28 protein-coding genes, 9 tRNA genes and 1 rRNA gene are annotated in these 24,146 nt (G+C 40.0%); 9 read left to right on the top strand and 29 right to left on the bottom strand.

Going from position 1 to position 24,146, the window contains the following annotated elements; all coding sequences use genetic code 11:
• The 11 genes from J2S77_RS05790 to J2S77_RS05840 form a co-directional block, all read right to left on the bottom strand.
• Positions 1 to 527: ribosomal RNA gene (locus J2S77_RS05790) — 16S ribosomal RNA — on the bottom strand; the annotation flags it as partial.
• A gap of 125 nt (positions 528 to 652) precedes the next feature.
• Positions 653 to 730 (bottom strand) — tRNA-Ile (locus J2S77_RS05795).
• 5 nt (positions 731 to 735) lie between these two features.
• A tRNA-Gly gene (locus J2S77_RS05800) sits at positions 736 to 809 on the bottom strand.
• A gap of 19 nt (positions 810 to 828) precedes the next feature.
• A tRNA-Arg gene (locus J2S77_RS05805) sits at positions 829 to 905 on the bottom strand.
• A gap of 68 nt (positions 906 to 973) precedes the next feature.
• A tRNA-Leu gene (locus tag J2S77_RS05810) sits at positions 974 to 1,059 on the bottom strand.
• Positions 1,060 to 1,186: 127 nt separating this feature from the next.
• Positions 1,187 to 1,261: transfer RNA gene (locus tag J2S77_RS05815), tRNA-Gln, on the bottom strand.
• Between the two features lie 12 nt (positions 1,262 to 1,273).
• A tRNA-Asp gene (locus tag J2S77_RS05820) sits at positions 1,274 to 1,350 on the bottom strand.
• A gap of 3 nt (positions 1,351 to 1,353) precedes the next feature.
• Positions 1,354 to 1,425, bottom strand: a tRNA-Glu gene (locus J2S77_RS05825).
• An 11-nt stretch (positions 1,426 to 1,436) separates the two neighbouring features.
• Positions 1,437 to 1,527: transfer RNA gene (locus tag J2S77_RS05830), tRNA-Ser, on the bottom strand.
• A 1-nt stretch (position 1,528) separates the two neighbouring features.
• A tRNA-Asn gene (locus J2S77_RS05835) sits at positions 1,529 to 1,603 on the bottom strand.
• A gap of 266 nt (positions 1,604 to 1,869) precedes the next feature.
• Positions 1,870 to 2,325 carry a SprT family protein gene (locus tag J2S77_RS05840; RefSeq protein ID WP_306975516.1) on the bottom strand — a complete coding sequence of 152 codons (456 nt, stop codon included), beginning with the start codon at positions 2,323 to 2,325 and terminating at the stop codon, positions 1,870 to 1,872.
• A 79-nt stretch (positions 2,326 to 2,404) separates the two neighbouring features.
• On the opposite strand from J2S77_RS05840, the gene cmpA reads away from it, so the two are divergent.
• Positions 2,405 to 2,515, top strand: a complete 111-nt coding sequence (gene cmpA, locus J2S77_RS05845; RefSeq protein WP_306975517.1) for a cortex morphogenetic protein CmpA — start codon at positions 2,405 to 2,407, stop codon at positions 2,513 to 2,515.
• Positions 2,516 to 2,552: 37 nt separating this feature from the next.
• Here cmpA and J2S77_RS05850 read toward each other — a convergent pair whose 3' ends face one another.
• The 14 genes from J2S77_RS05850 to acpS form a co-directional block, all read right to left on the bottom strand.
• Positions 2,553 to 4,718, bottom strand: coding sequence for a Tex family protein (locus J2S77_RS05850; RefSeq protein ID WP_306975518.1), 2,166 nt, complete (start codon positions 4,716 to 4,718; stop codon positions 2,553 to 2,555).
• A 407-nt stretch (positions 4,719 to 5,125) separates the two neighbouring features.
• Positions 5,126 to 5,731: a PP2C family serine/threonine-protein phosphatase gene (locus J2S77_RS05855; RefSeq protein ID WP_306975519.1), complete on the bottom strand. Its 606-nt coding sequence runs from the start codon at positions 5,729 to 5,731 to the stop codon at positions 5,126 to 5,128.
• Entirely contained in the window at positions 5,728 to 6,516 is a 789-nt protein-coding gene (sigB, locus tag J2S77_RS05860) for an RNA polymerase sigma factor SigB (protein ID WP_306975521.1), read from the bottom strand. The genes J2S77_RS05855 and sigB overlap by 4 nt, the downstream gene beginning before the upstream one ends.
• Entirely contained in the window at positions 6,488 to 6,970 is a 483-nt protein-coding gene (gene rsbW / locus J2S77_RS05865; protein WP_306975522.1) for an anti-sigma B factor RsbW, read from the bottom strand. Before rsbW ends, sigB begins: the two co-directional genes overlap by 29 nt.
• Positions 6,967 to 7,296: an STAS domain-containing protein gene (locus tag J2S77_RS05870; RefSeq protein ID WP_306975524.1), complete on the bottom strand. Its 330-nt coding sequence runs from the start codon at positions 7,294 to 7,296 to the stop codon at positions 6,967 to 6,969. Before J2S77_RS05870 ends, rsbW begins: the two co-directional genes overlap by 4 nt.
• Positions 7,297 to 7,359: 63 nt before the next feature.
• Positions 7,360 to 8,370: a PP2C family protein-serine/threonine phosphatase gene (locus tag J2S77_RS05875; protein WP_306975526.1), complete on the bottom strand. Its 1,011-nt coding sequence runs from the start codon at positions 8,368 to 8,370 to the stop codon at positions 7,360 to 7,362.
• A 12-nt stretch (positions 8,371 to 8,382) separates the two neighbouring features.
• Positions 8,383 to 8,784, bottom strand: coding sequence for an anti-sigma regulatory factor (locus J2S77_RS05880; protein ID WP_306975528.1), 402 nt, complete (start codon positions 8,782 to 8,784; stop codon positions 8,383 to 8,385).
• Positions 8,784 to 9,143: an STAS domain-containing protein gene (locus tag J2S77_RS05885; protein WP_306975530.1), complete on the bottom strand. Its 360-nt coding sequence runs from the start codon at positions 9,141 to 9,143 to the stop codon at positions 8,784 to 8,786. The genes J2S77_RS05880 and J2S77_RS05885 overlap by 1 nt, the downstream gene beginning before the upstream one ends.
• 5 nt (positions 9,144 to 9,148) lie before the next feature.
• Positions 9,149 to 10,015 (bottom strand): RsbT co-antagonist protein RsbRA, encoded by an 867-nt coding sequence (gene rsbRA / locus J2S77_RS05890; RefSeq protein ID WP_306975531.1) that lies wholly within the window; start codon positions 10,013 to 10,015, stop codon positions 9,149 to 9,151.
• 232 nt (positions 10,016 to 10,247) lie between these two features.
• Positions 10,248 to 10,598, bottom strand: coding sequence for a type II toxin-antitoxin system PemK/MazF family toxin (locus J2S77_RS05895; protein ID WP_167262055.1), 351 nt, complete (start codon positions 10,596 to 10,598; stop codon positions 10,248 to 10,250).
• Positions 10,599 to 10,603: 5 nt separating this feature from the next.
• The gene (locus tag J2S77_RS05900; RefSeq protein WP_306975534.1) at positions 10,604 to 10,885 is read right to left on the bottom strand and encodes an antitoxin; all 282 of its coding nucleotides are present in this window, start codon (positions 10,883 to 10,885) and stop codon (positions 10,604 to 10,606) included.
• A 107-nt stretch (positions 10,886 to 10,992) separates the two neighbouring features.
• Complete coding sequence (gene alr / locus J2S77_RS05905) at positions 10,993 to 12,117, bottom strand: alanine racemase (protein WP_306975535.1); 1,125 nt, start codon at positions 12,115 to 12,117, stop codon at positions 10,993 to 10,995.
• A 126-nt stretch (positions 12,118 to 12,243) separates the two neighbouring features.
• Positions 12,244 to 13,263 (bottom strand): LolA family protein, encoded by a 1,020-nt coding sequence (locus J2S77_RS05910; RefSeq protein WP_306975537.1) that lies wholly within the window; start codon positions 13,261 to 13,263, stop codon positions 12,244 to 12,246.
• A 145-nt stretch (positions 13,264 to 13,408) separates the two neighbouring features.
• Positions 13,409 to 13,774 (bottom strand): holo-ACP synthase, encoded by a 366-nt coding sequence (acpS, locus tag J2S77_RS05915; protein WP_306975538.1) that lies wholly within the window; start codon positions 13,772 to 13,774, stop codon positions 13,409 to 13,411.
• A gap of 91 nt (positions 13,775 to 13,865) precedes the next feature.
• On the opposite strand from acpS, the gene J2S77_RS05920 reads away from it, so the two are divergent.
• Genes J2S77_RS05920 through J2S77_RS05930 form a run of 3 tightly spaced genes read left to right on the top strand, consistent with a single transcriptional unit; the run spans position 13,866 to position 16,281 of the window.
• Positions 13,866 to 14,462, top strand: coding sequence for a rhomboid family intramembrane serine protease (locus tag J2S77_RS05920; RefSeq protein ID WP_306975541.1), 597 nt, complete (start codon positions 13,866 to 13,868; stop codon positions 14,460 to 14,462).
• A gap of 27 nt (positions 14,463 to 14,489) precedes the next feature.
• Positions 14,490 to 15,419, top strand: a complete 930-nt coding sequence (locus J2S77_RS05925; RefSeq protein WP_306975542.1) for a DMT family transporter — start codon at positions 14,490 to 14,492, stop codon at positions 15,417 to 15,419.
• Between the two features lies 1 nt (position 15,420).
• Positions 15,421 to 16,281 (top strand): DegV family protein, encoded by an 861-nt coding sequence (locus tag J2S77_RS05930; protein ID WP_306975543.1) that lies wholly within the window; start codon positions 15,421 to 15,423, stop codon positions 16,279 to 16,281.
• A 298-nt stretch (positions 16,282 to 16,579) separates the two neighbouring features.
• Here the strand turns inward: J2S77_RS05930 and J2S77_RS05935 are convergent, their stop codons facing one another.
• From J2S77_RS05935 to J2S77_RS05945, 3 genes are all read right to left on the bottom strand, one after another.
• Positions 16,580 to 18,064 carry an MFS transporter gene (locus J2S77_RS05935; protein WP_306975545.1) on the bottom strand — a complete coding sequence of 495 codons (1,485 nt, stop codon included), beginning with the start codon at positions 18,062 to 18,064 and terminating at the stop codon, positions 16,580 to 16,582.
• A gap of 138 nt (positions 18,065 to 18,202) precedes the next feature.
• Positions 18,203 to 18,490, bottom strand: coding sequence for a YppG family protein (locus J2S77_RS05940; RefSeq protein ID WP_306975547.1), 288 nt, complete (start codon positions 18,488 to 18,490; stop codon positions 18,203 to 18,205).
• Positions 18,491 to 18,558: 68 nt separating this feature from the next.
• Complete coding sequence (locus J2S77_RS05945; protein ID WP_306975549.1) at positions 18,559 to 19,029, bottom strand: MarR family winged helix-turn-helix transcriptional regulator; 471 nt, start codon at positions 19,027 to 19,029, stop codon at positions 18,559 to 18,561.
• A 103-nt stretch (positions 19,030 to 19,132) separates the two neighbouring features.
• Between J2S77_RS05945 and J2S77_RS05950 the strand changes: the two genes are divergently transcribed.
• Positions 19,133 to 19,747 (top strand): class I SAM-dependent methyltransferase, encoded by a 615-nt coding sequence (locus tag J2S77_RS05950; protein ID WP_306975551.1) that lies wholly within the window; start codon positions 19,133 to 19,135, stop codon positions 19,745 to 19,747.
• An 87-nt stretch (positions 19,748 to 19,834) separates the two neighbouring features.
• Positions 19,835 to 21,136, top strand: coding sequence for a globin-coupled sensor protein (locus J2S77_RS05955; protein ID WP_306975553.1), 1,302 nt, complete (start codon positions 19,835 to 19,837; stop codon positions 21,134 to 21,136).
• Between the two features lie 44 nt (positions 21,137 to 21,180).
• Here the strand turns inward: J2S77_RS05955 and J2S77_RS05960 are convergent, their stop codons facing one another.
• Positions 21,181 to 21,519 carry a hypothetical protein gene (locus J2S77_RS05960; protein WP_306975555.1) on the bottom strand — a complete coding sequence of 113 codons (339 nt, stop codon included), beginning with the start codon at positions 21,517 to 21,519 and terminating at the stop codon, positions 21,181 to 21,183.
• A gap of 98 nt (positions 21,520 to 21,617) precedes the next feature.
• Between J2S77_RS05960 and J2S77_RS05965 the strand changes: the two genes are divergently transcribed.
• From J2S77_RS05965 to J2S77_RS05975, 3 genes are read left to right on the top strand one after another with little or no spacing between them, the layout of a single operon-like run.
• Positions 21,618 to 22,613 carry an LLM class flavin-dependent oxidoreductase gene (locus J2S77_RS05965; protein ID WP_306975557.1) on the top strand — a complete coding sequence of 332 codons (996 nt, stop codon included), beginning with the start codon at positions 21,618 to 21,620 and terminating at the stop codon, positions 22,611 to 22,613.
• A 15-nt stretch (positions 22,614 to 22,628) separates the two neighbouring features.
• Positions 22,629 to 23,294 carry a VOC family protein gene (locus tag J2S77_RS05970; protein WP_306975558.1) on the top strand — a complete coding sequence of 222 codons (666 nt, stop codon included), beginning with the start codon at positions 22,629 to 22,631 and terminating at the stop codon, positions 23,292 to 23,294.
• Between the two features lie 10 nt (positions 23,295 to 23,304).
• Positions 23,305 to 24,132: a polysaccharide deacetylase family protein gene (locus J2S77_RS05975; RefSeq protein ID WP_306975560.1), complete on the top strand. Its 828-nt coding sequence runs from the start codon at positions 23,305 to 23,307 to the stop codon at positions 24,130 to 24,132.
• Positions 24,133 to 24,146 lie beyond the last annotated feature (14 nt).

Genomic DNA, 24,146 nt, shown 5'->3' on the forward strand with positions numbered 1-24,146 from the left:
GGGCTTTCTGGTGAGGTACCGTCAAGGTGCCGCCCTATTCGAACGGCACTTGTTCTTCCCTCACAACAGAGCTTTACGATCCGAAGACCTTCATCGCTCACGCGGCGTTGCACCGTCAGACTTGCGTCCATTGCGGATGATTCCCTACTGCTGCCTCCCGTAGGAGTCTGGGCCGTGTCTCAGTCCCAGTGTGGCCGATCACCCTCTCAGGTCGGCTACGCATCGTCGCCTTGGTGAGCCGTTACCTCACCAACTAACTAATGCGCCGCGGGCCCATCTGTGAGTGATAGCAAGAAGCCATCTTTGATCATCGAACCATGCGGTTCGATGCGTTATCCGGTATTAGCCCCGGTTTCCCGGAGTTATCCCCGTCTCACAGGTAGGTTGCCCACGTGTTACTCACCCGTCCGCCGCTCGTTCCACGAGCGTCCACCCCGAAGGGCTTCAGCTCGCTTCCCGCGCTCGACTTGCATGTATTAGGCACGCCGCCAGCGTTCGTCCTGAGCCAGGATCAAACTCTCCATTTAAAGTGTTTGATTTGGCTTATTGTTTCTTTAATTTCGTCTCCGCTTTCTTCCTATTAAGACATAAGAAGAAAAACGAATTGACGACAGGCTATTTTGTTTAGTTTTCAAGGTTCGATGTATTTATATGGTGGGCCTGAGTGGACTTGAACCACCGACCTCACGCTTATCAGGCGTGCGCTCTAACCGAACTGAGCTACAGGCCCATATATGGAGCGGGTGATGGGAATCGAACCCACAACATCAGCTTGGAAGGCTGAGGTTTTACCATTAAACTACACCCGCATAATCTATTGTCGATAAATGGTGCGCCCGAGAGGAGTCGAACCCCTAGCCTCTTGATCCGTAGTCAAACGCTCTATCCAATTGAGCTACGGGCGCTTATTGCGACAACCACTATAATATCAAATATAACTAATGATTGCAAGAGTAAAATTAAGTTTGTTGAATGGTGCGGCCGAGAGGATTTGAACCTCCACGGGGAAAACCCCACTAGGCCCTCAACCTAGCGCGTCTGCCGTTCCGCCACGGCCGCGAGTGATGAGCTTAGAAAGTTCAATAGACCCTCTTAGAATGACGCTACCTTTATTCTATAAAATTAATCTATTGATTAAAAGACATAAAAAAAGACTTAATTTCATCTATTGAATTGTGAGAAATATTGGCTGGGCCAGTAGGATTCGAACCTACGCATGACGGCACCAAAAGCCGTTGCCTTACCGCTTGGCCATGGCCCAACTTAATAAAAATGGCGGTCCGGACGGGACTCGAACCCGCGACCTCCTGCGTGACAGGCAGGCATTCTAACCAACTGAACTACCGGACCAAGTGACCCGTACGGGATTCGAACCCGTGTTACTGCCGTGAAAGGGCAGTGTCTTAACCACTTGACCAACGGGCCATTAAATAAAATGGCGGAGAAGGAGGGATTTGAACCCTCGCGCCGCTTACGCGACCTGCACCCTTAGCAGGGGTGTCCCTTCAGCCACTTGGGTACTTCTCCATGGCTCCAGCGGCAGGATTCGAACCTGCGACCAATCGGTTAACAGCCGATTGCTCTACCTCTGAGCTACGCTGGAATGTTTTCAAAGTGTGAATTGGCTCAATGCAGAAATTATTATAAATTGTTTCGCCATCCATGTAAAGTGTTTTTTTACATTTTATTTCGTTTTCAATGTTGCTATTTCATGGTGTAAAACGCTGACGTTTTTCAGCGACATTTAGTATCATATAACATCTTTATTTTCCTGTCAATTAGTTAAATAGAAAATAGTATATTTTCAAGTGAACTTTCACTCTGTTCTTTTGACAGCTTTCATAATGTACCATCTAAATTTAATGTTTGTCAATCACCCGAAGCCAATTGTTTTATTCGACCTCCACACTTACCACAACGATATTGTTGTGTGTTAACACGTCTCTTACGTTTAAAGATCAAAGAACAATTTGTACATTTATACTCTAGTCTTCTCTTACTCACTTCTGATGGAAGCTGCTCACAAAAGCGCGGCGAATCTGTTTGTTTCATTAGCTCACGGAATTCGTGACTACGATGATGAAATGGTTTGCCTTCAATATGTAGGTGATAATGGCACAGCTCATGTTTAATAATACCAATCAATGCATCTTCCCCTAGCTCCTCTAAGTACTTGGGATTAATTTCGATTGTACGAGTCTTAGGAACATAACGTCCACCTGTCGTTCGGAGTCGTCTGTTAAAGATAATGTGGTCTTTGAATGGTTTTTGAAAATAGCGCTTAGATAAATCAACTGCTAACTGTTGCAATCTATGTTCGTCCAATGAAAATCACTCTTTTCTTAAATTAGCATTTTGATATGACTTACATACAATATGATAAAAACGATTGTAGGTGATGTTTATGCCTAATTGGTTACAACTACAATTACAACGTGCTTTCGCCAATAAAAATAAACGGCAAGTAGTGACACTCAATCAATGTTGGTACTATTACAAACTCGATATAGAATAAACCTGCGAACATCCTCATGTTCGCAGGTCCACTCAAATTAACTTGTCATTGGAATCATTGTCAATGCAATACGTTGACGTTTCTCATCGACTTCTTCAATCCATACAGTGACGATATCACCGACCGCTACCACATCTAACGGATTACGGACAAACTGATTGGATAGTTTTGATACATGTACTAATCCATCTTGTTTCACGCCAATATCTACAAATGCACCGAAATCCACAACATTCCGAACTGTTCCTTGCAATTCCATTCCTTGTTCTAAGTCTTCCATGGATAAAACATTCGTTTTCAATAAAGGTTTTGGCAGTTCATCACGTGGGTCGCGGTTTGGCTTCTTCAAATCTTCTACAATATCTTGTAGTGTTAAACGACCGACATCCAGCCCTTCACCTAATTGTTCCAATGACTTCTCGCCTAATGTTTGACGAATCTCTTCTGTTCCAATCGCTTCTACCGTCATATCAATATTAGTTAATAGTTGTTTTGTCACATCATAGCTTTCAGGGTGAATGGATGTGCGGTCAAGCGGCTGATTACCGTCCAAAATTCTTAAGAAACCAATCGCTTGTTCATATGTTTTATCACCCAGACGCGGAACTCTCTTGATTTGTTTGCGATCTGAAAAACGTCCGTTTTCTTCACGATAAGCAACAATATTATTAGCAACCGTTTTATTTAAGCCTGAAATATATTGAAGCAAGGAAGATGACGCTGTATTAACGTTAACACCTACTTGGTTTACTGCTGTTTCAACAACAAATTGCAAGGAGTTTGCCAACTTCTTCTGACTAACGTCGTGTTGATACTGTCCTACACCGATCGATTTGGGATCAATTTTAACAAGCTCGCTTAACGGATCCTGTACACGTCGTGCAATGGATACGGCAGAACGTTCTTCAACTTGTAAGTCAGGAAACTCTTCCCGAGCTAATTTTGATGCAGAATAAACACTCGCGCCCGCTTCATTTACAATTAAATAAGCGACATCTAGATTATGCTTCTGAATCACATCAGCAATAAACTGTTCTGTCTCACGTGAAGCTGTTCCATTCCCAATCGCAATTAATTCAATCGGATATTTATTTAAAAACTGCAACACTTTCTTCTCGGCACCTTCTACATCTTTCTTAGGTGCTGTAGGATACATGACATCCACTTCTTGCATTTGTCCTGTATCATCGACGACTGACAACTTGCAACCTGTCCGATAAGCTGGGTCAACGCCAAGAATTGTTTTACCTTTCAACGGTGGTTGCAGGAGTAAGTTGCGCAAGTTCTTCGCAAAAATATCAATAGCATGCTCTTCAGCATCGTCGGTTAAAGACGTGCGAATATCGCGTTCAATCGATGGTTGAATTAAACGTTTATAACTATCTTGAATCGCTTCGTCAATGAGTTGTGCCTCTTCTGTATCTTGATTACGAATAACCGCTCGCCCCAGATAATCCAGTACTTTATCTGCTGGTGGCTCAATTGATACTTTTAGGACTTTTTCTTTTTCGCCACGATTCACCGCCAACACGCGGTGAGGCACGATTTTACGAATAGGTTCTTCATATTCGTAATACATTTGATAAATTTCTTGTTCGTCTTCAGCATTCTTCTTAAGCTCAGTTTGAAGTAACCCGTGATGGTATGTAAATGCACGAATATCATCGCGGAATGCTGGTTCATCCGAAATCCACTCAGCTATAATGTCATTAACACCTTGAATGACGGCATTTACATCAGGCAACTCATTTTCTTCAGAAAGAAAACTTTCTGCTTCCTGGCGTACATTCATACCTTGTTGTGCCCACACTTTTAAAGCCAGTGGTTCGAGGCCTTTTTCCTTAGCAATCGTCGCGCGAGTCCGTCGTTTTTGCTTATAAGGACGATATAAATCTTCCACTCGCTGCAGTTTGGTTGCTTTCATAATATCCTGTTTTAATTCGTCAGTCAGCTTTCCTTGTTCGTCTATTAAACGAATGACTTCTTCTTTTCTTTCGTGTAATTGTTCTTGGTAATCGTAAGTTTCTTGAATAGCCTGGATTTCAGTTTCATCTAATCCTTTAGTTTGTTCTTTACGGTAACGGGCGATAAACGGGACCGTATTGCCGTCTGATAATAGTTGAACAACGGTTTGAACAATCGTTTGATCTAATTTTACTTGTTTTGAAACAACATCAATTAATTGTGTTTGGACTTCTGTCACGTTCGTCTTCCTCCTCAAATCATAATTCTTTTAAAGTATAACAAAAATCACCACACATCACATATAGGCCTATAATACAAGGTTTTGTTAAAGTCCGTTGTTGTTATTGTGAATCGCTATCGGTGGACGCTTTCCACGGGCACGGCTCGAGCCAGGCGACATCACCGAATAAGCTACCTTGCAACTTGCACCGAGGAAGCATGCTTCGAAGCGTTACTAGAAGACGCAGGTGCATCCCTCGGCCGAAAAGCGTGGCCTGGGGTCTCGAGACACGTGCTGTTCCCGTAGGAGTCGCCACCTTCGCTTATCACAATACAACAACTAAGCATTTACCTTAGTATATCTAATCAACATTAAGATTTAAGAGAGACTAATACAAAAAAGAGGCAGCACTCTGCTACCTCTTCTTAACCAAGATACTTCATGGCGATTAGTGTTGTATCATCTTCCATATACTCATCTTGTTGTAAGTTAAACCATTCCACTGTTAAATCCATTGAATTCTGACTGTAGAATTCCTTTGTTAATTGTTGTTCGTTAACACCATCTGAAAACATAAAGAATATCGCACCTGGTTCAAGTGATTTGGTATGAACATTAACTGGTGCATTCACACCTGATAGATAACCAGGAACTGGAATGTTTCGCTGTTTCTTGCCGTCAGAATTCACCATAATCACACTAATATTCCCGACTAAAGCGTAAGAGAACGTATTTTCGTCGTAGTCAATTTTCAACAGCCCTAAAACACAACCACGTAATTCTTGACCAAATAAAACGGTATTCGCCTTCTCTATAATCTGTTCTAAGGGTTCATCATAATGATGCTTAATGACTTCGATCACAGCATCTGCTGATTTCTTTGCAATTTCACCACTACCTAACCCATCTGACAACGCACAGAAAAAGCCATCTTCTGTTTCATAATAAAAAAAAGAGTCACCTGAGTGATAGTTACCTTTCTTCGGTTTTTGAAAAGTCGCAACCTCCATACGGTCTCGCTTTTCGATCAAAATAAAACCTCCAAGTCTTCCTCACTCATTGACTCTCTTAATTTCCTTAAAGCACGTCTTTGTAAGCGCGATACGTGCATCTGCGATAAGCCTAATCGTTCTCCGGTTTCTTTTTGGCTTAGATTCTCAAAGTACGTACATTCAAGGATTTCACGTTCACGGTCACTCAATAATGGTAACATTTTTTCAATCAATAATTTGTGGTCGATTTGATCATAACCTTCTTCTTGCTGCCCTACTAAATCCAATATCGTCACCGTACTACCATCCGCATCAGCTTCAATTTGTCTGTCAGTTGATAGCGCATTGTAACTTTTGCTCATTTCCATGGTTTCTAGCACTTCTTCTTCACTAGCGTTTAAATAGTCAGCAATCTCTTTCACCGACGGAGACTCTTGATTGTCAGTTGTCAATTCTTCAACAGCTGACTTGATTTTCGGACCTAGCTCTTTAATCCGTCTTGGAACATGAACACTCCAAGTCTTGTCCCGAATGAATCGTTTGATTTCACCAATAATTGTGGGAACAGCAAAAGATTCAAACGATTTACCGTAGGATCCATCGTATCGTCTGATTGCAGCCATCAAACCCAGCATTCCGACCTGCACTAGGTCTTCATGGATTTCACTGTTCTTAGAGTACTTTTTTGCTAGAGAGTGCACCAAGTTCTCATATTGGTATATGATCCGTTCTTGGATTTCTTCATCTTCTGGATGGTTATGCAAGTACGTAATGAGTTCGTAGATATCTTCCTCATTATTGTGTTGTTGAGATTTGGTCGCCATTCTGCCCCACCTCATTTTCATACAAGAACTTCGTCATGATGACAATAACACCATGATTATTGTTAATTTCGACTTTATCCATTAGGGCATCAATTAAGAAAAGACCGAAACCTCCTTCTCGCATTTCTTCTACTGAACTTTCTCCATCATTATATGGGCCAATTTGTTCGCGAATTTCTTTCAAATCAAAACTACCACCGCGATCGGCAATCATGATTTCGATACGATCATCATACATACCGAACCCAATGGTTACTTCGCCTGTGTCTTCATCATAATAAGCATGGTTTACCGCGTTCGTAATCGCTTCAGATGTTGCTACTTTCAAATCCTCTATTTCTTCATAAGAAAAACCCATGCGATTAGCAAGACCAGAGATTGTAAGCCTTAAAACACCAACGAATTCTGATTTAGCCGGCACTTTCATCTCTACAAAATCGAAAGCTTGCTTCATGATATTTCACCCTCAACTGTATTTTCAATATTGATCACTTCATTTAAGCCCGTAATATTAAATAAGCGATAGACATTTTCTTGTAAATTCACTAGCTTAAATTCATGACCTTTTTCTTTCGATAATTTCAGCGCACTAATAAAGACACCTAACCCTGTACTATCCATGTAGCTGACTTTAAGTAAATCTACTTCAACATTTGGTTTTTCTTCCACTAAACTTAATAACTTCTCCTTCAGTTGAGGAGCAGTATAAGCATCAATTTCACCAGATAGTTTTAAAACACCTACATCTTGTTCAAGATGATCATCGATATGTAAATTCATCTTAAATCCCCCATTCTTATTCCCTAAAAATCGTTATACCCGTTTGAGTTATTTTCAAACATACTAGTCTTTTCTTTTCATGACAAGGAGAGTGAAATCATCACGTAGTTGAAAATCTTGTAAACGTTCAAAATACTGAAACACACCTTCTACAATACCTTGAGCGTCTAAGTGTGCGTACTGATTAATAATATCTAAAACTTCCTCTTGTTCAATAAAGCGATCATCCACACGACATTCGGTCACCCCATCTGTGAGCAATATGATTAAGTCGCCTGAACGGATATCGACTTGCCGTTCTTCATATGAAACGTCATTACTCACGCCCAGCAAGAGACCTTTTGCATCAATTTCCTCAAATTTACCTGTATCATACCTTAATATATAACAAGGTTCATGACCTGCAGAAGCATAATAGAATTGATGATCAGTTGTATCGTAAAATCCATAAAACATAGTAACGAACATACCCTCTTCTACGTTACGTCCAACTACTCGGTTCAATGAATCTAATATACGTTGTGGGTTAATTTCGTTCTCAGAAAAACTTTCCATCGCGAACTTAATCATCGACATGCAAAAAGCTGCTGGAACGCCTTTTCCAATCACATCTGCAATTGCAATTCCGATATTTCCATCTTCATCTTTAATAAAATGATGATAATCGCCGTTCATCTCTTTTGCTGGCACTGATTTAACACCGATGTCTACTTTTTCATCGGATGGTATAGTAGTTTTCAACAATGTTTCTTGCATATTAGCCGCTACACCAATTTCCGAACGCAATTCGATTTGTTTTTCTCTAAGAACTTGGTGTTCTTGGTAAGCTAAACCATAAGCAATCATTGTTTCTATTAAGAACTGGAATGAATCACGCACACGTTCACCCATATCAGGCATGACTTCCTCTAAAGCCTCATAGTGTACGTTAACGATTTCGTCTGGTGATATATTTTGTTGAATCGATTGTTTACTGAATTGTTCTGCTTGATATAAAATGGCTTCATTACGTGTTTGTAAGTATTGCGATAATAACTCTTTATAATTCTGCATATCTGATTCAATTGAGCTCACAGCTTACCCCTCCTACCGAGCCCACTTAATCGCGGTCACCTTGGTTCCATTTTCATCAGATTCCAAATCAAAATGGTCCATCAAACGCTTAACGCCAGGTAATCCAGCGCCTAAGCCGCCCGATGTTGAGTAACCGTCTTTCATAACGGCACTTAAGTCCTTTATACCAGGGCCTTGATCTTGTGCTATAATTTTTAAACCAACTTTAGGGATATCACGCACTTGTTCAAATGTAATCTCACCTTCTTCGGTGTACAAGTAAATATTACGCGCTAATTCTGAGATAGCTGTCGCAATTCGGGCTTGGTCAACCGAACCAAATCCCAAATCTTGCGACACTTGTCTACCTGCTTGTCTTGCACCGACAATATCCCATTCTTGCTTAATAACAACAGAGGATAGAGTTCCCTTCATCACTTCTCCTCCAATTCTTGTCTTAACTTAATAATACCCTGCTCTAGATCAAGTGCAGTCGGTACCTCCTTTAAATATATGCCTAGTTCAATTAATGTCATTGACACCGCTGGTTGGACACCTGTAAATACCACTTTAGCACCCATTAAATCAGCCATGGATACGACATCGCCAAACACTTTCGCAATAAATGAGTCAACAACTTCAACTGACGTTAAGTCGATAACAACACCTGTTGCACCAGTATCATGTATTTTACCTAATAGATCTTCTTGAAATTTCATTGCAGTTTGGTCATCTAATTCGATTTGAATCGATACCAATAAATAATTATGGAGTTTCAGAATAGGTACACGCAACTCAATTACTCCTTCCCGACTGAATCTAATATTTCTTCGATATCTTCTGATCTAGAATCCTTTGAGACGATTTGTTGCTCTGTCATTTGAAGAGCTGTTTCGAATCCTTTCTTAAGTGAACTTTTCGTTGGGAATTGACTTAAATCGATACCTAGGTTAACGATTGTCTGAGCAATTTCTGGACGAATGCCGACTAAAATACATGTTGCTCCAAGCAATCTTACTGCTTCAGCTGCTTGTATAATATGGTGCGCAACCATCGTATCGACTACTGGCACTCCAGTAATATCAATTAATACAACGTCTGTGCGATTTTTCACGACACCGTTTAGTAAGTTTTCCATGATTAATTTCGCACGATCTGTATCAATCGTACCTACTAACGGCATGACCGTAATCTCGTCCATCACAGGAATAAGTGGTGCTGACAATTCTTCTAACGCTAATTTCTGCATCGACAGAATATTGTTCCAGTTAGTCGAATACTGATTCATTAATCGAATCTTCAGTGGATCAATCCAATTGTTCACGCTTTCCATTACCTCAACAAATTCTTCCTTACTATCTGTATCTAACTGATCAAGAACGAACTTAGTACTTTCCGTACGAAATGCTTGAAGTCCTTCAGCGATGTAGCCAAATGGCCAACCTAAATTAACAACCTTCTCTGCAAACTGGTCCAATACTTCAAGTTGGTTATTCTCTTCTTTCAAGCTTTGCATCACAACTTCGGCAAATTCTTTATTCATTTGCTCGACCATGTCACCAGAAATTGTCGATGTGTAATCTTGTAATGAATCATTATCCAATTGACTAACCCAGCGATCAATTAACTGATCACTATTTTCTAGTACAACTTCTTTTACGTTCATGTCGACCAATACCTCCATAAATAGACTATTATAATCAATTTACCATTAAATAATATCTATTTCTACATTATTCTGAAAATTCGAGCCTTTTACGTACTTGTGCTCATTATATCTTTAATATACGGATACATAAAGTCATGACTACTAATTACATAAAACAGCTAATAGTGATATCCCGACAAACACACGAAAAAACCACCTATTGCAAACAATAGGTGGTTCATATGATGAATTATAAATCCATAAGTCCAAGGCTAATTTGCAAGGCGTCATCGACTTGTCCCATCAAAAATTCGTCTAAAGTCGTAATTTGATCTGTTAAACGCTGTTTGTCGATTGTTCGTATTTGTTCCAGCAAAATAACCGAATCCCGTTCAAATTCGTATTTTTCTGAGTCAATTTCGACGTGTGTCGGTAGTTTTGCTTTTTGTATTTGTGCTGTAATTGCTGCTACGATAACGGTTGGACTAAAACGATTTCCAATATTGTTTTGTATAATAAGAACCGGGCGAACACCGCCTTGTTCAGATCCTACTACGGGCGTCAAGTCTGCGTAGTAGACATCGCCTCGTTTAACGTACAAGTTATTTACACCCCACTCACTAAGCGCTCAAGAGTGGTTTCAGCCTCCTCTTCAGCTTGGAAAGCTTCAGATGCGATATCTAAGTTGATATTTTTCATTTCTACGTAACCACGGCGCATCTTTTCTTTGATTTGTCGCTTCTTTTCTTCTTTGACGTAGCTGTGAACAGCTTGCAAAATGAGTTCTTGATGATTAGAGTAATCCTGCTCTGAACCAACTAATTCATCGCACTCATTAAGTAAAGACATCGGCAGTTCAACAACCACCTCTTGTGAATTATTAGACATCCTTACACCCCCAACAATTTACGAACAGCAAATCTAAAAATAGCATAACATTATTCGCTAAGTTTCGTAAAGCGAAATTACGAATAAAATGGGATTTTGACGCTATTTCACTTATTCACATTATGATAAACTCTTGGAACACGCTGGTTAATCATGCATGGAATTTCATAGTTGATTGTTTCCAAATGCCTTGCTACATCATCTGTTGTGACGACGTTTCCTTGTTGTTCACCAATAATGACCACTGGTGTGTCGACTGGAAATTGTTGATCAAGCTTCACCATAAATTGATCCATACAGACCCTGCCGACAATCGGATATTTTTTGCCATTTACTAGAACATGAAATCCTTGTAATTTGCGAATCCAGCCATCACCATATCCCAATGGAACCGTACCAATCCATTCTTTCTCCTGAGCGGTGTAGGTCGTTCCATAACTAATCGTTTCATTTGGTTCGATTTGTTTAATATGAATCAATCGGCTCTGTAGTGAAAATGCGGGTTTTAATGGAATCTTAGTTTCATCTCGTACTAGATCAGAAGGATACAAGCCATACATACCAATCCCGAATCGAACAGCGTCATACATTGATTCTGGAAAACGCATTGCTCCTGCTGAATTACCTAGATGAACCTCTACTTCCTCAGTGAAGTAATCTTGGAATTCTGTTATATATTGCTGAAAGCGTGTCATTTGCGTTTCTAGTAAGAGTCGTTCGTCTTCATCAGCTGTTGCAAGATGAGAATAGACCCCTTTTAAAACTAAGGATGTTGATTTCATTGTTGTTAATAAAGCATACGCTTCATCAGCTGACTTTATACCTTGACGGTTCATCCCAGTATCAATTTTAAGATGAACTTGTAACGGTTCATTCAAGTATTGATCTGCTTTTAAAACCCATTCCGATTGAAAGATTGTCACCATTAAATTGTGTTCTGCCGCAACAGGTGCTTGTTCCGGACGAATCCTGCCCAATATTAGAATCGGCACTTCTGGAAACTGTTTTCGTAAATGGACCGCTTCATCGAGCAAGGCAACCGCAAGTTGATCAGCCCCCGCTTCCAAAGCCGCTTGTGCTACTTCAACATCACCATGTCCATAAGCATTCGCCTTCACAACAGCGTAAACTTTTTTAGGCGATGGATAGCGTTCTTTCATTTGTTTCATATTAAATCGGATCGCGTCTAAATCAATATCAGCCCACGTATCACGGTAAAATGATTGCATCATCTAGGACCCTTCTTTTTCGTGAATGTTTGTTATTGATATTATCTACCGCTAGATTGCAGGCTGTCAATCACCAACCTATCTAAAATAAAAACCCGCCTTAAAGACGGGTTAGTCTAGTCAATCACTCTACTTCACAACTTGCTGATCAACAGATTGAGCCACTTGGATCATTTCATCTACAGTCAATGAATCACTCGCGATCACAAAGCGGTTTCCTTCATACTGCCATTCAAGTGAATGATTATTTAAATGACCGACAGCAAACCCTAAATCAACCATGTCACCACTAGCAGTAACAGGGACTTGAACGCTTGTCGGATAGGATTCGAATTGTTCTTGAACAACTGTAAATGGCTTCTCGCCTTCATAAGACATCATGACACGTTCACCATTTTCAAACTCCAATACTTCTTCATTCGCTAACTCGACACCTTCTGGGACAAAATTAGGCTTGTAAACCGTCGTTTCTTGTTCTTCTAATTCAGTCATTGTCGGAACACTGACTGCTCCTTCAGATAAATTCTCATCTGTATCAAATTCACGGTCTTCAATATCTGTATTGAATTCAAATGATTCGAAGTCAACTTCTACCATTGTGTCGCCATTCTGATCTTGAACGCGAACTAAAGCGGGCTTGTACGTGTCCTTATGGAAATAGACTTCCTGATAAGGTAATTGTTGATTACCTTTATAGTTCGTTTTGACTTTAAATACATAGTAGTTATCAGTCATTTGGAATTCTCGGTCACGATCATTCAAAACGTCATTAACGAGCGATGTGTACATATACGGCTGACTATGTTGGTTAGGCCAATCGTTTTGAAATTTGTAGCTCTTGTTAATCGAAGGAGTTAATACAAAGACACCTTCATCATTTCTAAGAATCACTTGACTTCCCTTTTCATCATCAGCATTGTTCATAACCACTTTGAAATAATCATCAGCCTTATGCATGACGTCCACTTCATACTGTTCTGTATCATCTCCAGTCGACATCGTCATACTAGCTTTTCCTGTAAAACTTGTCATGTCAGCTACTTGGTCGTCTAATGCTTGTAAGACATCATCCACTGTCTCCTCACCACAGGCAGTCAATACCATTACGGCAACCACCGCAGTTACAAAGAGCATTAGTTTTCTTTTCATGCAAACAACTCCTCCGTCTCATTGTTTTATGGCTTGTATCATAGAAACAAGCAATCTATTCAGTTGCGGTGACAATGTGCACATCGGACCTTTTTGTTACCCGCAATACACTATATGAGACAGGGAGTTGGATTATGCAGACGAGCTATGAAGTCTCTTCAATAATTACCTGAGCTATGACATAGTGATCACTATGCGAAATTGAGACATGGACATGTTGACTATAAACACCATTGATATAAATAATAGGCCGTCCAGTACCATTAGAAAGTAATTCTATCGATTGGAATGAAACGTCTTTTCCAATGCCACAACCTGCTGCTTTACTATAAGCCTCTTTCGCTGCAAATCGCCCAGCAATAAATTCTAATCGGCGATTTTCATTTGTATAGCGAGACAATACATTACGCTCTCGTTCAGTTAATATGCGCTCGGTCAATCGAGGTTGTCTTTGCATTAATTTTTGAATCCGTTTCGTTTCAGTCAAATCAACACCAATACCTTGGATCATGATTGTTCACCTGTCTTTCTTATTGCAAGATTGGGAAAAGATTAGTATTCTTAAATAAAATAATGTGTTTAATAAAGCGAGGCTAACAAGGATGTTTTTCGTACGAACAGAAAGCTTTAAGCAATTTCTTAAATTTTACCCAGTCATATCAACCCTTGTAGCAATACATATCATTGTCTTCATGATATCAAGTCTATCTATGCCTTTCCGAGAACTCATCGTTGGTTCAAACTTACCGATCTTACTTGACCAACAATATTGGAGGCTTGTCACACCAATTTTTACACACTTTGAACCCATGCATCTGTTATTTAACACCTTTAGTTTGATTATTTTTGGTCCTGCATTAGAGGTCATGCTCGGTCGAATTAAATTCATTTTAGCATATCTCGCAGTTGGCATAATGGCTAACGTCGTAACGCTATTTTTAGCAGAGATGACTTATGCCCACGTAGGCGCCTCAGGGGCTATTTTCGGCTTGTTCGGTATTTACTTATTTTTATTACTAATGCGCCCTGAATTAATTGATGCCAATAGTCGCCAAATCATTATTGTGATCATCATTGTTGGGGTTCTCTTAACATTTAGACCTGGCATTAATATTTACGCTCACATTTTCGGTTTAATCGGAGGCTTAGCACTCGGTCCTATTCTTTTTGCTCGGTATAAAGGGCATTTTCGCATTTAAGATGAATCACAGATAAGGAGTGACACGATGAATAAACAAACAATTGCACCCTATACAGCAATTGTGATCGGCGTTTTGGCCGTTTCCACCTCTGCTATATTTGTTCGGCTTGCTGATGCTCCATCGTCAATCACTGCCAACTACCGGTTATTACTAGCTGTTCTTATTATGCTACCGTATGTATTATTAAGAAATATCGGTGAATTCCGCAATATATCCAAACGTGATTGGATTTATTCAGCCGCTGCAGGTGTGTTTTTAGCTTTTCATTTCATCTTATGGTTTGAATCACTCAATCATACATCTGTTGCTAGTTCAGTAGTTCTTGTGACGACACAACCCATTTTCGCATTCATTGGAACGTATTTATTTTTCAAAGAACGATTTACTAGTGGGGCAGTTCTAAGCATGTTGATTGCCTTCACAGGTAGCGCGATCATTAGTTGGGGTGATTTTCAAATTAGTGGTTGGGCGCTCTTCGGTAATTTCCTTGCCTTAATGGGAGCTATCGCGATCACAGGTTATTTCTTATTTGGACAAAACGTTCGCCAACGCCTATCACTGATGACCTATACTTTTATTGTCTATGGTATTAGCTCTTTTACGTTAATTTTGTATAATCTAGTACTATCTCAACCATTTACAGGGTATTCTAATGATACATGGCTCGTTTTTCTAGCATTAGCTATTATTCCTACATTCTTTGGCCATACTTTATTTAATTGGGCGATTAAATGGGTCAGCGCTTCAACAATTACGATGGGGATTTTATTTGAACCTGTCGGCGCATCAATCTTAGCCTATTTCGTTCTAGGAGAACTGGTAACATGGTCACAATTTTTAGGTGGTTCCATTGTCATTGTTGGTTTAATGTTATTTATTATTAGTACATCCAAAAAACGAAAGGTCAAAGTGATTAACGAAAGACAAAATAAGCAATTAAATAGAGGTGAATAAAATGTCTTTTCAACTAATGGTCGATGGTGGTGTTGACCTTCCACAAGGTTTCGCAGACAAATTTAACGTCAAAACAATTCCACTTAACATTCATTTCAGTGATGGCGTCTATAAAGCTGGCGTCGATTTAACGACAGAACAATTTTACGAAAAACTTGGAGACACAGATGATTTAGCTAAAACATCTGCACCAAGCCCGAATGATTTCTATGAAGCTTTCAAATCTGTTGATCCTAACACTCCTATTCTATTATTATCCTTATCCAAGAATATCAGCGCCACTTATCAAAACGCTGTTATCGGGCGTGATACATTACTTGAAGAGGATGCAAATCGACAAATTGAAATTGTTAATACTACAAGTGCTTCATGTGGCATGGCCCTCTTGTTAAATGAAGCTATCAAACTCAAAATGAAGCAATTTGATTTTCAAGACATTGTTAAACAAACACGACAAAATGCTGAACGTACAGTGACTCTATTTTCCCTTAGAACGGTTGAAAATTTAATTAAAGGCGGACGTCTCGATCGTTTCCGCGGGGCTATTGCTAAAACATTAAATATCAAATTACTCATGCGCGCCTCTGAAGAAGGTGAAATTGAAGTCACTGAAAAAATACGTGGCGAGAAGAAAGCACTTCGTCGTTTAGTGGATCAAATTGGCGAATATACAAAGTCACTAGAAGGCAAAACAATTGTCATGTCACAAAGCCGTTGTGAATCAAAGGCCAAGCAAATTATGGACCAAATTCGAGAACGTTATCATCAGGATGAAGAATACATCGTTGAAATGGGTCCACTCATTGCCAATTATGCTGGTGAAGGTGGACTTGTTATCTCCTTCTTACGTGATGATCAATAAATAAAGGTGATGGGACGAAAGTTAATAATGCAAAATAAAACCCGAACGATTTATTTTTCAAATAAATCGTTCGGGTTTACTGCTTGAATAACGCTCCATCAAAACACTTCGCTTGCCGCGGGCACGGCTCGAGCCTCCTCGGCCAAAAAGCGCGGCCTGTGGGGTCTCGAGACGCGTGCTGTTCCCGCAGGCGTCTACGTGTTTTGATTCCGCTTTGTTACTGCTCTCCCGCAATCATTTCAATATTTTTCTTTTGTATAGCTGTTTATTCTATTGTCCCAAACTCTCTTTTGGTATCTTATTCGGACTTTGGTGCTGGAGAAATAAAGGCAAATATAGCAGCCAATATTGGTAAGATTAAGGATATTAATAAAATCTCAGAATAGCCACCAAGCCAATCATAAAATATACCGAATGGAAGCGGGCCTAACGCTGAACCAACAACCATTACAGACTGTGCTACACTACGAATACTTCCTAAATGTTGTTTACCAAAATAGTTCGGCCACACAATATTCAATGAAATTCGCTCAAAACCATGAGCAATTCCCCAAATGACGCCATAAATAATAAAGGCGATATTCGTTTGTGTCTGCCATAACCATAGAATCGCCACGATATGAACCACAAATGTCATCGATAGCACAATATTAACTTTAAACTTGTCCACTAAATAGCCTGTCACAAATGTAATCGGAAAACCGACAATAGCCATTAGCGACAAAACAATGGCTGATAATTCAACCGATAATCCTTTCCCTTCAGAAATAGAGACAAGATGAAACGTAATGCCTGTGTTTGTCAGAGCTGGCACACTAACACAGAATAAAATCATCCAAAAAGCACGTGTTTTCGCCGCTTCACGTAACGTCCAGCTTACTTCACGGTCTTCGGTTTCAGGTTGTGAACGTTCATTTTCCTCTGATGAATCATCTAATTGTTTCACCTTGAATTGACGGTGACGCATCACATAAAAGGCCGTAATTACGATGGCAGTAAACAGTAATATTCTCCAAAATGCAGATGGTAACCAACCAATCCAATCAATAAAGGCTGTTTCAATGGTAGGAATTAAAGTAATTAATACCAATAATGCCACACCAATTAAAGCAAACGACGGTAACCGAGACGGATAACGACGTCCCCCTTTTGATTGTTCTCTCCCATCTATGACTTCGCCAATATCAGCTGGTTTATTACGAACAATCAGTAACACAGCTGGAATAAATATGAGAGCAATAGATCCACCCCAGATTAACCACACCGTTCGCCAATCAAACGTTTGAATTAAAAAGGTGTTAAGCGGTGGAATTAAAGCTGCCCCTGCGAAACCACCAATTGTCATCACACTCAATGCACGCCCACGCTTATGCATAAACCATTGTGGCACCAAGGTATTGGGTAATAAAGTCATCGATCCTTGTCCAAAAATCCTCAACATGAAGAAACCGAAGAACATCATAACTGGCCCTACAATCAGTGCATTCCAAACCGTTGCAAATGCTAATGACGAACCAATGACTAACATCATTATTCTTTGACCATATAAGTCTGTTAATTTACCAATTGTAAACAACAGAAATCCCGCACACAGTGTCGCAGCTGAATAAAGCCCTGAAACTAGTGAACGTGAATAATCAAAATCCTCTATGTAATATTCAATAAAAATTGAAATGGCATATGTTTGGCCTGGGCCTGAGAAAAATACGCCAAGTGCAGAAACGGCTACAATCAGCCATCCATAATAGAATGGTGTTTTAATAGGGGGTTGATTCTTCATCATGCTAAACCTTCTTTCAATAGTAATCATTCGTAACCCTAATTAGTTTAACATAGCTGCTTTATTTATGAACCATCTATTAGAATGATAGATTAACAAAAAATACGCCGCATTTTGATTAAGCTTTGCGGCGTATATGACTTATTCATTTGGGCGAACAAATGTAGATAAAGTTTTAACGATAGGTGTTACTTGTTGACTCAAATGAACCACTTGCCCTAATGTTTTTAATACTTTATCAAGATCTAATTCCCCGTCTTCTTTTTGGAAATAATGCCACAACCATTCCATCTGATTCGTACTCACCATTGAGTCATTCGGTAAATATGGCGCTTCCATTTGTGTATGGTATCCCCATTCAGCATAAACAGTCGGATCGTAATAATATACGACTGGACTCTGCCATCCGTTATATACATTGGGAGACATCGACCTACCACCTTTCACCTAAGAAGCCTTGATACTCACATTATATGAATGACACAAGTAGGTGTGCGTCACGAATCCTCATGCATATGTGTTTCAGCAGAACGACCAAGTTTCTTCATAAGCGTAATCGCTTCTCGTTTTTCCTCTTCTGTCAATCCATCCATAAACTGTTCGATTGCTTGCCAATGTTTTGGAAAAATTTCGTTCAGCAAGTCACGGCCAGCTTCAGTAATTTCCGCATAAGTCACACGGCGATCATTCGGTGAAGGCACTCGAGTTAGCCAGCCTTTTGCTTCTAAGTTATTAACGACATATGTAATACTCCCGCTCGTTAGAAGGATCCGTTCGCCGATCTTTTGTAAAGGTTGACGTCCTCGGTGATAAAGTAATTCTAATAAAGCAAATTCGCTAGGGTTCAAGCCGTAACGTGTCATATCATGTTGTGCCAAATGGTTTAGCGTTCCCGATGCTTTTGATAACACGACAAACAATTTTAGCGACGGGTCTTCTTTGCGGATTCTATATTCTTCTTCGTTCATCCTCATCATCCTTTATCTATGTTACATTAATTATAGATTTTTCCTGCGCACCCGTCAAAACCATTTGGCAATTATTTGAACTAATAAACAAGGAGGAACAATCATGATTGAAGATACAGGTGAACGCGTCATTCCTAAAATGATGGATCCTTTAAACCCGCTACTGTTAGAACATATCGCACGCTACCAATTTGCTTTGCCCTATTTAAGCGGTCGGGTCCTTGATTTATCGTGTGGGGCTGGTTATGGTAGTCACATGATTGCTAAAAGACGCAAAAAACAAGTCGACGAAGTAGTCGGTGTGGATCTTGACCCCGAGATCATCCAGTACGCAAAGGGGGAATATTATCACCCGAAAACACAATTTGTGGTTGAGAATGCGATAGATGAAACGTTAGTTGATCGATACGGTACTTTTGATGCGATTGTTAGCTTTGAAACCATTGAACACATTACCGAAGAACAAGCCTTATTAGATAATTACAAACGATTACTAAAGCCTGGTGGCACATTAATCGTGTCTACGCCATTCGGCCAAGGACGTGGCATGCCATCCGGGTCACCGTTTCATGTCCATCAATTAACGATTACAGAATTCCAAGAATTATTTTCCGATTATGCCCAAGTCGAATTTTACTTCCAAAACGGGGTCCTAATTGAACCGGGACGTGAAGGTGTGCACTATCCACTAGGGATTGCTGTTGCTCAATCGACATAATAAGACAAAAGTTCTAAAAACGGATTTACTTTCCATGACTTTATTATTATACTTAAAACAATAATAACCGTTTTAGGAGTGTCAATTATGTTTAAACGTCAGAAGCAATCAGCACCCGTTTTAAATCCAGAAATCTACTTAGAAGAAGTCAAAATGGATACTCATCAACAGGAAGACTTAAAGAAACAATTAAAAATGGTCAACCTCACATCATATGACCTTGCAACCCTAAAGTCGCTCAAACCACTGGTATCAGAGCATATTGAATCTATTGTTGCACAATTCTATTCTAATATTGAGCATGAATCTTCGTTGATGCAAATCATTGAAACTAATAGTTCCGTTGAACGATTGAAACAAACATTAACACGTCATATTCAAGAAATGTTCAATGGGGTAATTGATCAGTCATTCGTTGAACAACGAAAATACATCGCCTATGCACACGTAAAAATCGGCTTGATGCCTAAATGGTACTTATGTGCCTTCCAAGACTTACTTAATTCTTTCCATGAAATTTATTTTGATCACTTTGACCATGTTGATGATATACGAATGGCCCTTTCTGCAACATCTAAAATCTTAAACATAGAACAGCAACTCGTCTTAGAAACATTTGAACAAGAAAATAACCGTGAACGTCAGGAACATAATAACCGTCAACAAGCTCTGATCGAAGAAATTGAGCGCATGTCTGATGAGCTCGTCGCTGTTTCTAATCAAACAGACGAAGCAACCAAACAATTACTAGAGCATTCGAATGAAATCCATTCATTCTCTCAAACAACAGTTGAAACAGCTTCAACCGTTGAAGATCAATCTTCAACAGGTAAAGCTGATTTAGAACAACAGCTAGTCCAGATTGATTACATAGAAGGTCAAATGAATTCCATCTATCAAGATATGGCAGAGCTCGAACAAGCATCGTCTAAAATCAACGAAATGCTTAACTTTATTACCGATGTATCAGAACAAACGAATCTATTGTCTTTAAACGCTTCCATCGAAGCCGCCCGTGCTGGAGAGCTCGGTAAAGGGTTCGCAGTTGTGGCAGAAGAAGTGAAGAAATTATCCGAACAGACACGTGGTTCAATCGATCATATTACGGAATTAATCGAAACAACGAATAATCAAATCAATCGTGTGTCAGAAAGCGTCTCTGAAACGACTAATCATATCCAGAAAAATAGCGAAAGTATGAAACGTATGGATGCTTTCTTCGATGGCATTCTATCGAATACACATGAGAGTAAAGCACTTAATGATGAAATGGGTAACAAATTAGCGCATATTAACGAGATTATTCAGCAACTAAGCGAATCTTATAGTGAAGTCAATGAATCAGCTGAGCAACTCGCGCAATTAGCTAAAGAACATCATCAAGCATAAAAAAATGCCAGCACTGCAGCTGGCATTTTTCATTTCTTTAATTTCTACTTTTCATATAGCCGTCGTTCAAATCGCAACCAGCTATATAATCGGTATAGCGGATAAAGCAACACTAAGACGTAAGCAATCGTTGGTACTTCAATAACAAAGATAAATAACACATACAACACTAAGAAGATTGCCGTCATGATGTTCGCATAACGCCCATTAAATGGTGTCGCATCAAAAAACATTGAGGCTGATTCTTTCTTCTTCTCTACGCGCTTCTGGAAGCAGTCTTCATGGAACGGTCTGACAAGCATTTTAATGTTAGCCGTTCTTAAATTTTCTCGTTCGGTAATTGGTTTATTGCACCAATAACAGGTGATTGGTTTATTTCCCATCGCTCTTCCCCTCATTCTATAGGCAAATCAATTGAATTTTCTCTTAATATCTAAAACAATTATAATCATAACTTATTTTGCAAAGGGTGTCATGTATCATGTTAAAACTAAGTGTACTCGATCAATCACCATTATTACATAATCACACGCCACAAGAAGCCTTACAGCAAACCTTAACCTTAGCACAACACGCTGATGAGTTAGGTTATACACGTTTTTGGATGAGTGAACACCATAGCACGACGAGCTTAGCCGGCTCAGCACCTGAGATCCTCGTCCCTACTATTGCTGCGCATACAAAACAAATCCGTGTCGGCACAGGTGGCGTTTTGCTTCCACATTACAGCCCATTCAAAGTTGCTGAACAATTTCGTGTCCTAGAAGCCATGTATCCCAATCGAATTGACTTAGGGATTGGGCGAGCACCAGGCGGACAACCTGGCGTCAATTACGCGCTCAATCGGGGGCAATACCCCGATACTAAAAATTATCCAACTGATGCTGGTCATTTAATCGATTATTTATTGGGTCATGATCCACAGGGATATCAAGTAAAAGCGACACCCATGAGTCCAACGACACCGCCTGTATGGATGCTTGGTTCAAGTGGTTCCAGCGCTCAAGTCGCGGGCGAACTCGGTGCATCTTATAATTTCGCCCAATTTATTAACCCTGAAGATGGCCGCGAAGCTGTCGAGCGTTATTATGACCATTTCATTCCGTCACCACTTCAGGAAGAACCATACGCAAGTATTGCCGTGTTCGTCGTCGTTGGTGATACAGATGAAGAAGCTGAATACTATGCTTCGAGTTTGGATACTGCCTTACTAATGGCTGATCAAGGTCAACGACGCGATCATTTTCCAAACCCTGAAGAAGCCAGTCAAATGACGTTTAATCATTTCGAACAAAAACGAATTGTCGAAAATCGTAGCAGGATGATTGTCGGAAATGTCGAAAGTGTTAAACAACAGCTAATCGACTTAGCGACCCATTACCAAGTTAATGAAGTCATGGTTAATTCCATTGTCGCACCATTCGAACAGCGACTAGCAGCCTATGAAAAGCTCGCACAAGCTTTTCACTTATCATAAAATGGAGGGATTTACGTGACAGCTTTTGACCATCTTGTCATACACTCTTTCAATCCGAAGCAACATGAAGAACTGTTCTCGCAAGTTCATCAATTTCAAGGAACAGCTGGCGGAAGACACGATGCTTGGGGAACCCATAATCATTTAGCTTTTATGCAAAATAATTGTTATATCGAATGGCTTGGAGTGGATGATGAAGCGGTTGCCAGATCATCAGATAATCCACTGATTCAATCAACCATTCAAACGTATGACCAAAAGCATGAGGGCCCGTTTCAATTCGCTTTACGAGTCAATCATTTAGATGACATCATGAATCGTTTAACACAAGAGCAAGTTTCATTTGCAGGACCTTTTCCTGGACAACGAACCAAACCAGACGGATCCGAATTGGCTTGGCGCATGTTATTTCCAATGGATGAGTCACTTAATAGACCGCTCCCCTTCTTAATAGAATGGGACGGTGACATCAATCGACCAGGCGATTCCAGCTTGATTAACCAGGGATCGTTCTCAAACATTCAAATCGGCGTCAATGACCCCGACCGTTTTTTAGATACTCTATCAATCATTGATCCTAGTTGCCTGAAAGACGACCATATCATACTAGATAATGGTCAAATTTCGGTCGAAACAGGTGATCATTTGGTAGCCCAGTTTGAACATATTACATTTAAATAAAGGACAACTTATGAAACAGATTATACTATTAATAGGGGTATGTTTTCTGGTGAGTGCTTGCTCTGATACGCTACCAGCTGACATGCATACGGAGATAAAATCATCCACTCATCAAAAAGCACCCATACAGGCACAAGATGATTCTATAACCATCAATCACTATGACCGCTCCCCTTCTGAATGGGGTGAGTTTGTTAGTGGCGTTAAAACTCAACTCGATACCAACCAAAAACAGATAGCTTTAACATTTGATGCTTGTGGTGGCGCGCATGGTAGTGGATATGACCAGGCAATCATAGACTATCTAATAGAACAAGAGATTCCGGCGACGTTGTTTATGAATAAACGCTGGATTGAAGAGAATCCTGATACCTTTCAACAACTAGCCAACAACCCATTATTCCAAATCGAAAATCACGGCACTCATCATAAGCCTCTCTCAGTAACAGGAAAAGAGGCTTATGGAATTAACGGTACGAAAGATGCCCAAGCAGCATATGACGAAGTGATGGTCAACCAAGATCATATCTCCTCCATAACTGGAGAAGCACCGTCATATTTTCGTTCCGGAACAGCTCATTACGACGATGTCGCCGTTGATCTTGTAGAAGCTCTCGGACTAGAAGTGGTCAATTACGACATTCTGGGGGACGCTGGTGGAACTCACTCTAGCGATGAAGTTGAGGAATCCCTTTTACAAGCCAGGGCAGGTTCGATCGCATTATTGCACATGAATCAGCCCTCTAGCGGGACTAGTGGCGGTGTTCAAGCAGCCATTCCACAATTACAGAATGACGGATTTGAATTCATTAAATTGGATCAGGCAGACCTTAAATAATCCTTCTCGCAAAA

The sequence above is a fragment of the Alkalibacillus salilacus genome, assembly GCF_030812915.1.
GTDB lineage: Bacteria > Bacillota > Bacilli > Bacillales > Alkalibacillaceae > Alkalibacillus > Alkalibacillus salilacus.

Excerpts from the sequence above, each read along its gene's own strand:
- cmpA (WP_306975517.1), top strand. The coding sequence starts at position 2,405 with ATGCCTAATTGGTTACAACTACAATTACAACGTGCTTTCGCCAATAAA.
- sigB (WP_306975521.1), bottom strand. The coding sequence starts at position 6,516 with ATGGCGACCAAATCTCAACAACACAATAATGAGGAAGATATCTACGAA.
- rsbW (WP_306975522.1), bottom strand. The coding sequence starts at position 6,970 with ATGAAGCAAGCTTTCGATTTTGTAGAGATGAAAGTGCCGGCTAAATCA.
- J2S77_RS05870 (WP_306975524.1), bottom strand. The coding sequence starts at position 7,296 with ATGAATTTACATATCGATGATCATCTTGAACAAGATGTAGGTGTTTTA.
- J2S77_RS05880 (WP_306975528.1), bottom strand. The coding sequence starts at position 8,784 with ATGAAGGGAACTCTATCCTCTGTTGTTATTAAGCAAGAATGGGATATT.
- rsbRA (WP_306975531.1), bottom strand. The coding sequence starts at position 10,015 with ATGAACGTAAAAGAAGTTGTACTAGAAAATAGTGATCAGTTAATTGAT.
- J2S77_RS05900 (WP_306975534.1), bottom strand. The coding sequence starts at position 10,885 with ATGTCTAATAATTCACAAGAGGTGGTTGTTGAACTGCCGATGTCTTTA.
- alr (WP_306975535.1), bottom strand. The coding sequence starts at position 12,117 with ATGATGCAATCATTTTACCGTGATACGTGGGCTGATATTGATTTAGAC.
- J2S77_RS05910 (WP_306975537.1), bottom strand. The coding sequence starts at position 13,263 with ATGAAAAGAAAACTAATGCTCTTTGTAACTGCGGTGGTTGCCGTAATG.
- acpS (WP_306975538.1), bottom strand. The coding sequence starts at position 13,774 with ATGATCCAAGGTATTGGTGTTGATTTGACTGAAACGAAACGGATTCAA.
- J2S77_RS05920 (WP_306975541.1), top strand. The coding sequence starts at position 13,866 with ATGTTTTTCGTACGAACAGAAAGCTTTAAGCAATTTCTTAAATTTTAC.
- J2S77_RS05925 (WP_306975542.1), top strand. The coding sequence starts at position 14,490 with ATGAATAAACAAACAATTGCACCCTATACAGCAATTGTGATCGGCGTT.
- J2S77_RS05930 (WP_306975543.1), top strand. The coding sequence starts at position 15,421 with ATGTCTTTTCAACTAATGGTCGATGGTGGTGTTGACCTTCCACAAGGT.
- J2S77_RS05935 (WP_306975545.1), bottom strand. The coding sequence starts at position 18,064 with ATGATGAAGAATCAACCCCCTATTAAAACACCATTCTATTATGGATGG.
- J2S77_RS05940 (WP_306975547.1), bottom strand. The coding sequence starts at position 18,490 with ATGTCTCCCAATGTATATAACGGATGGCAGAGTCCAGTCGTATATTAT.
- J2S77_RS05945 (WP_306975549.1), bottom strand. The coding sequence starts at position 19,029 with ATGAACGAAGAAGAATATAGAATCCGCAAAGAAGACCCGTCGCTAAAA.
- J2S77_RS05950 (WP_306975551.1), top strand. The coding sequence starts at position 19,133 with ATGATTGAAGATACAGGTGAACGCGTCATTCCTAAAATGATGGATCCT.
- J2S77_RS05955 (WP_306975553.1), top strand. The coding sequence starts at position 19,835 with ATGTTTAAACGTCAGAAGCAATCAGCACCCGTTTTAAATCCAGAAATC.
- J2S77_RS05960 (WP_306975555.1), bottom strand. The coding sequence starts at position 21,519 with ATGGGAAATAAACCAATCACCTGTTATTGGTGCAATAAACCAATTACC.
- J2S77_RS05965 (WP_306975557.1), top strand. The coding sequence starts at position 21,618 with ATGTTAAAACTAAGTGTACTCGATCAATCACCATTATTACATAATCAC.
- J2S77_RS05975 (WP_306975560.1), top strand. The coding sequence starts at position 23,305 with ATGAAACAGATTATACTATTAATAGGGGTATGTTTTCTGGTGAGTGCT.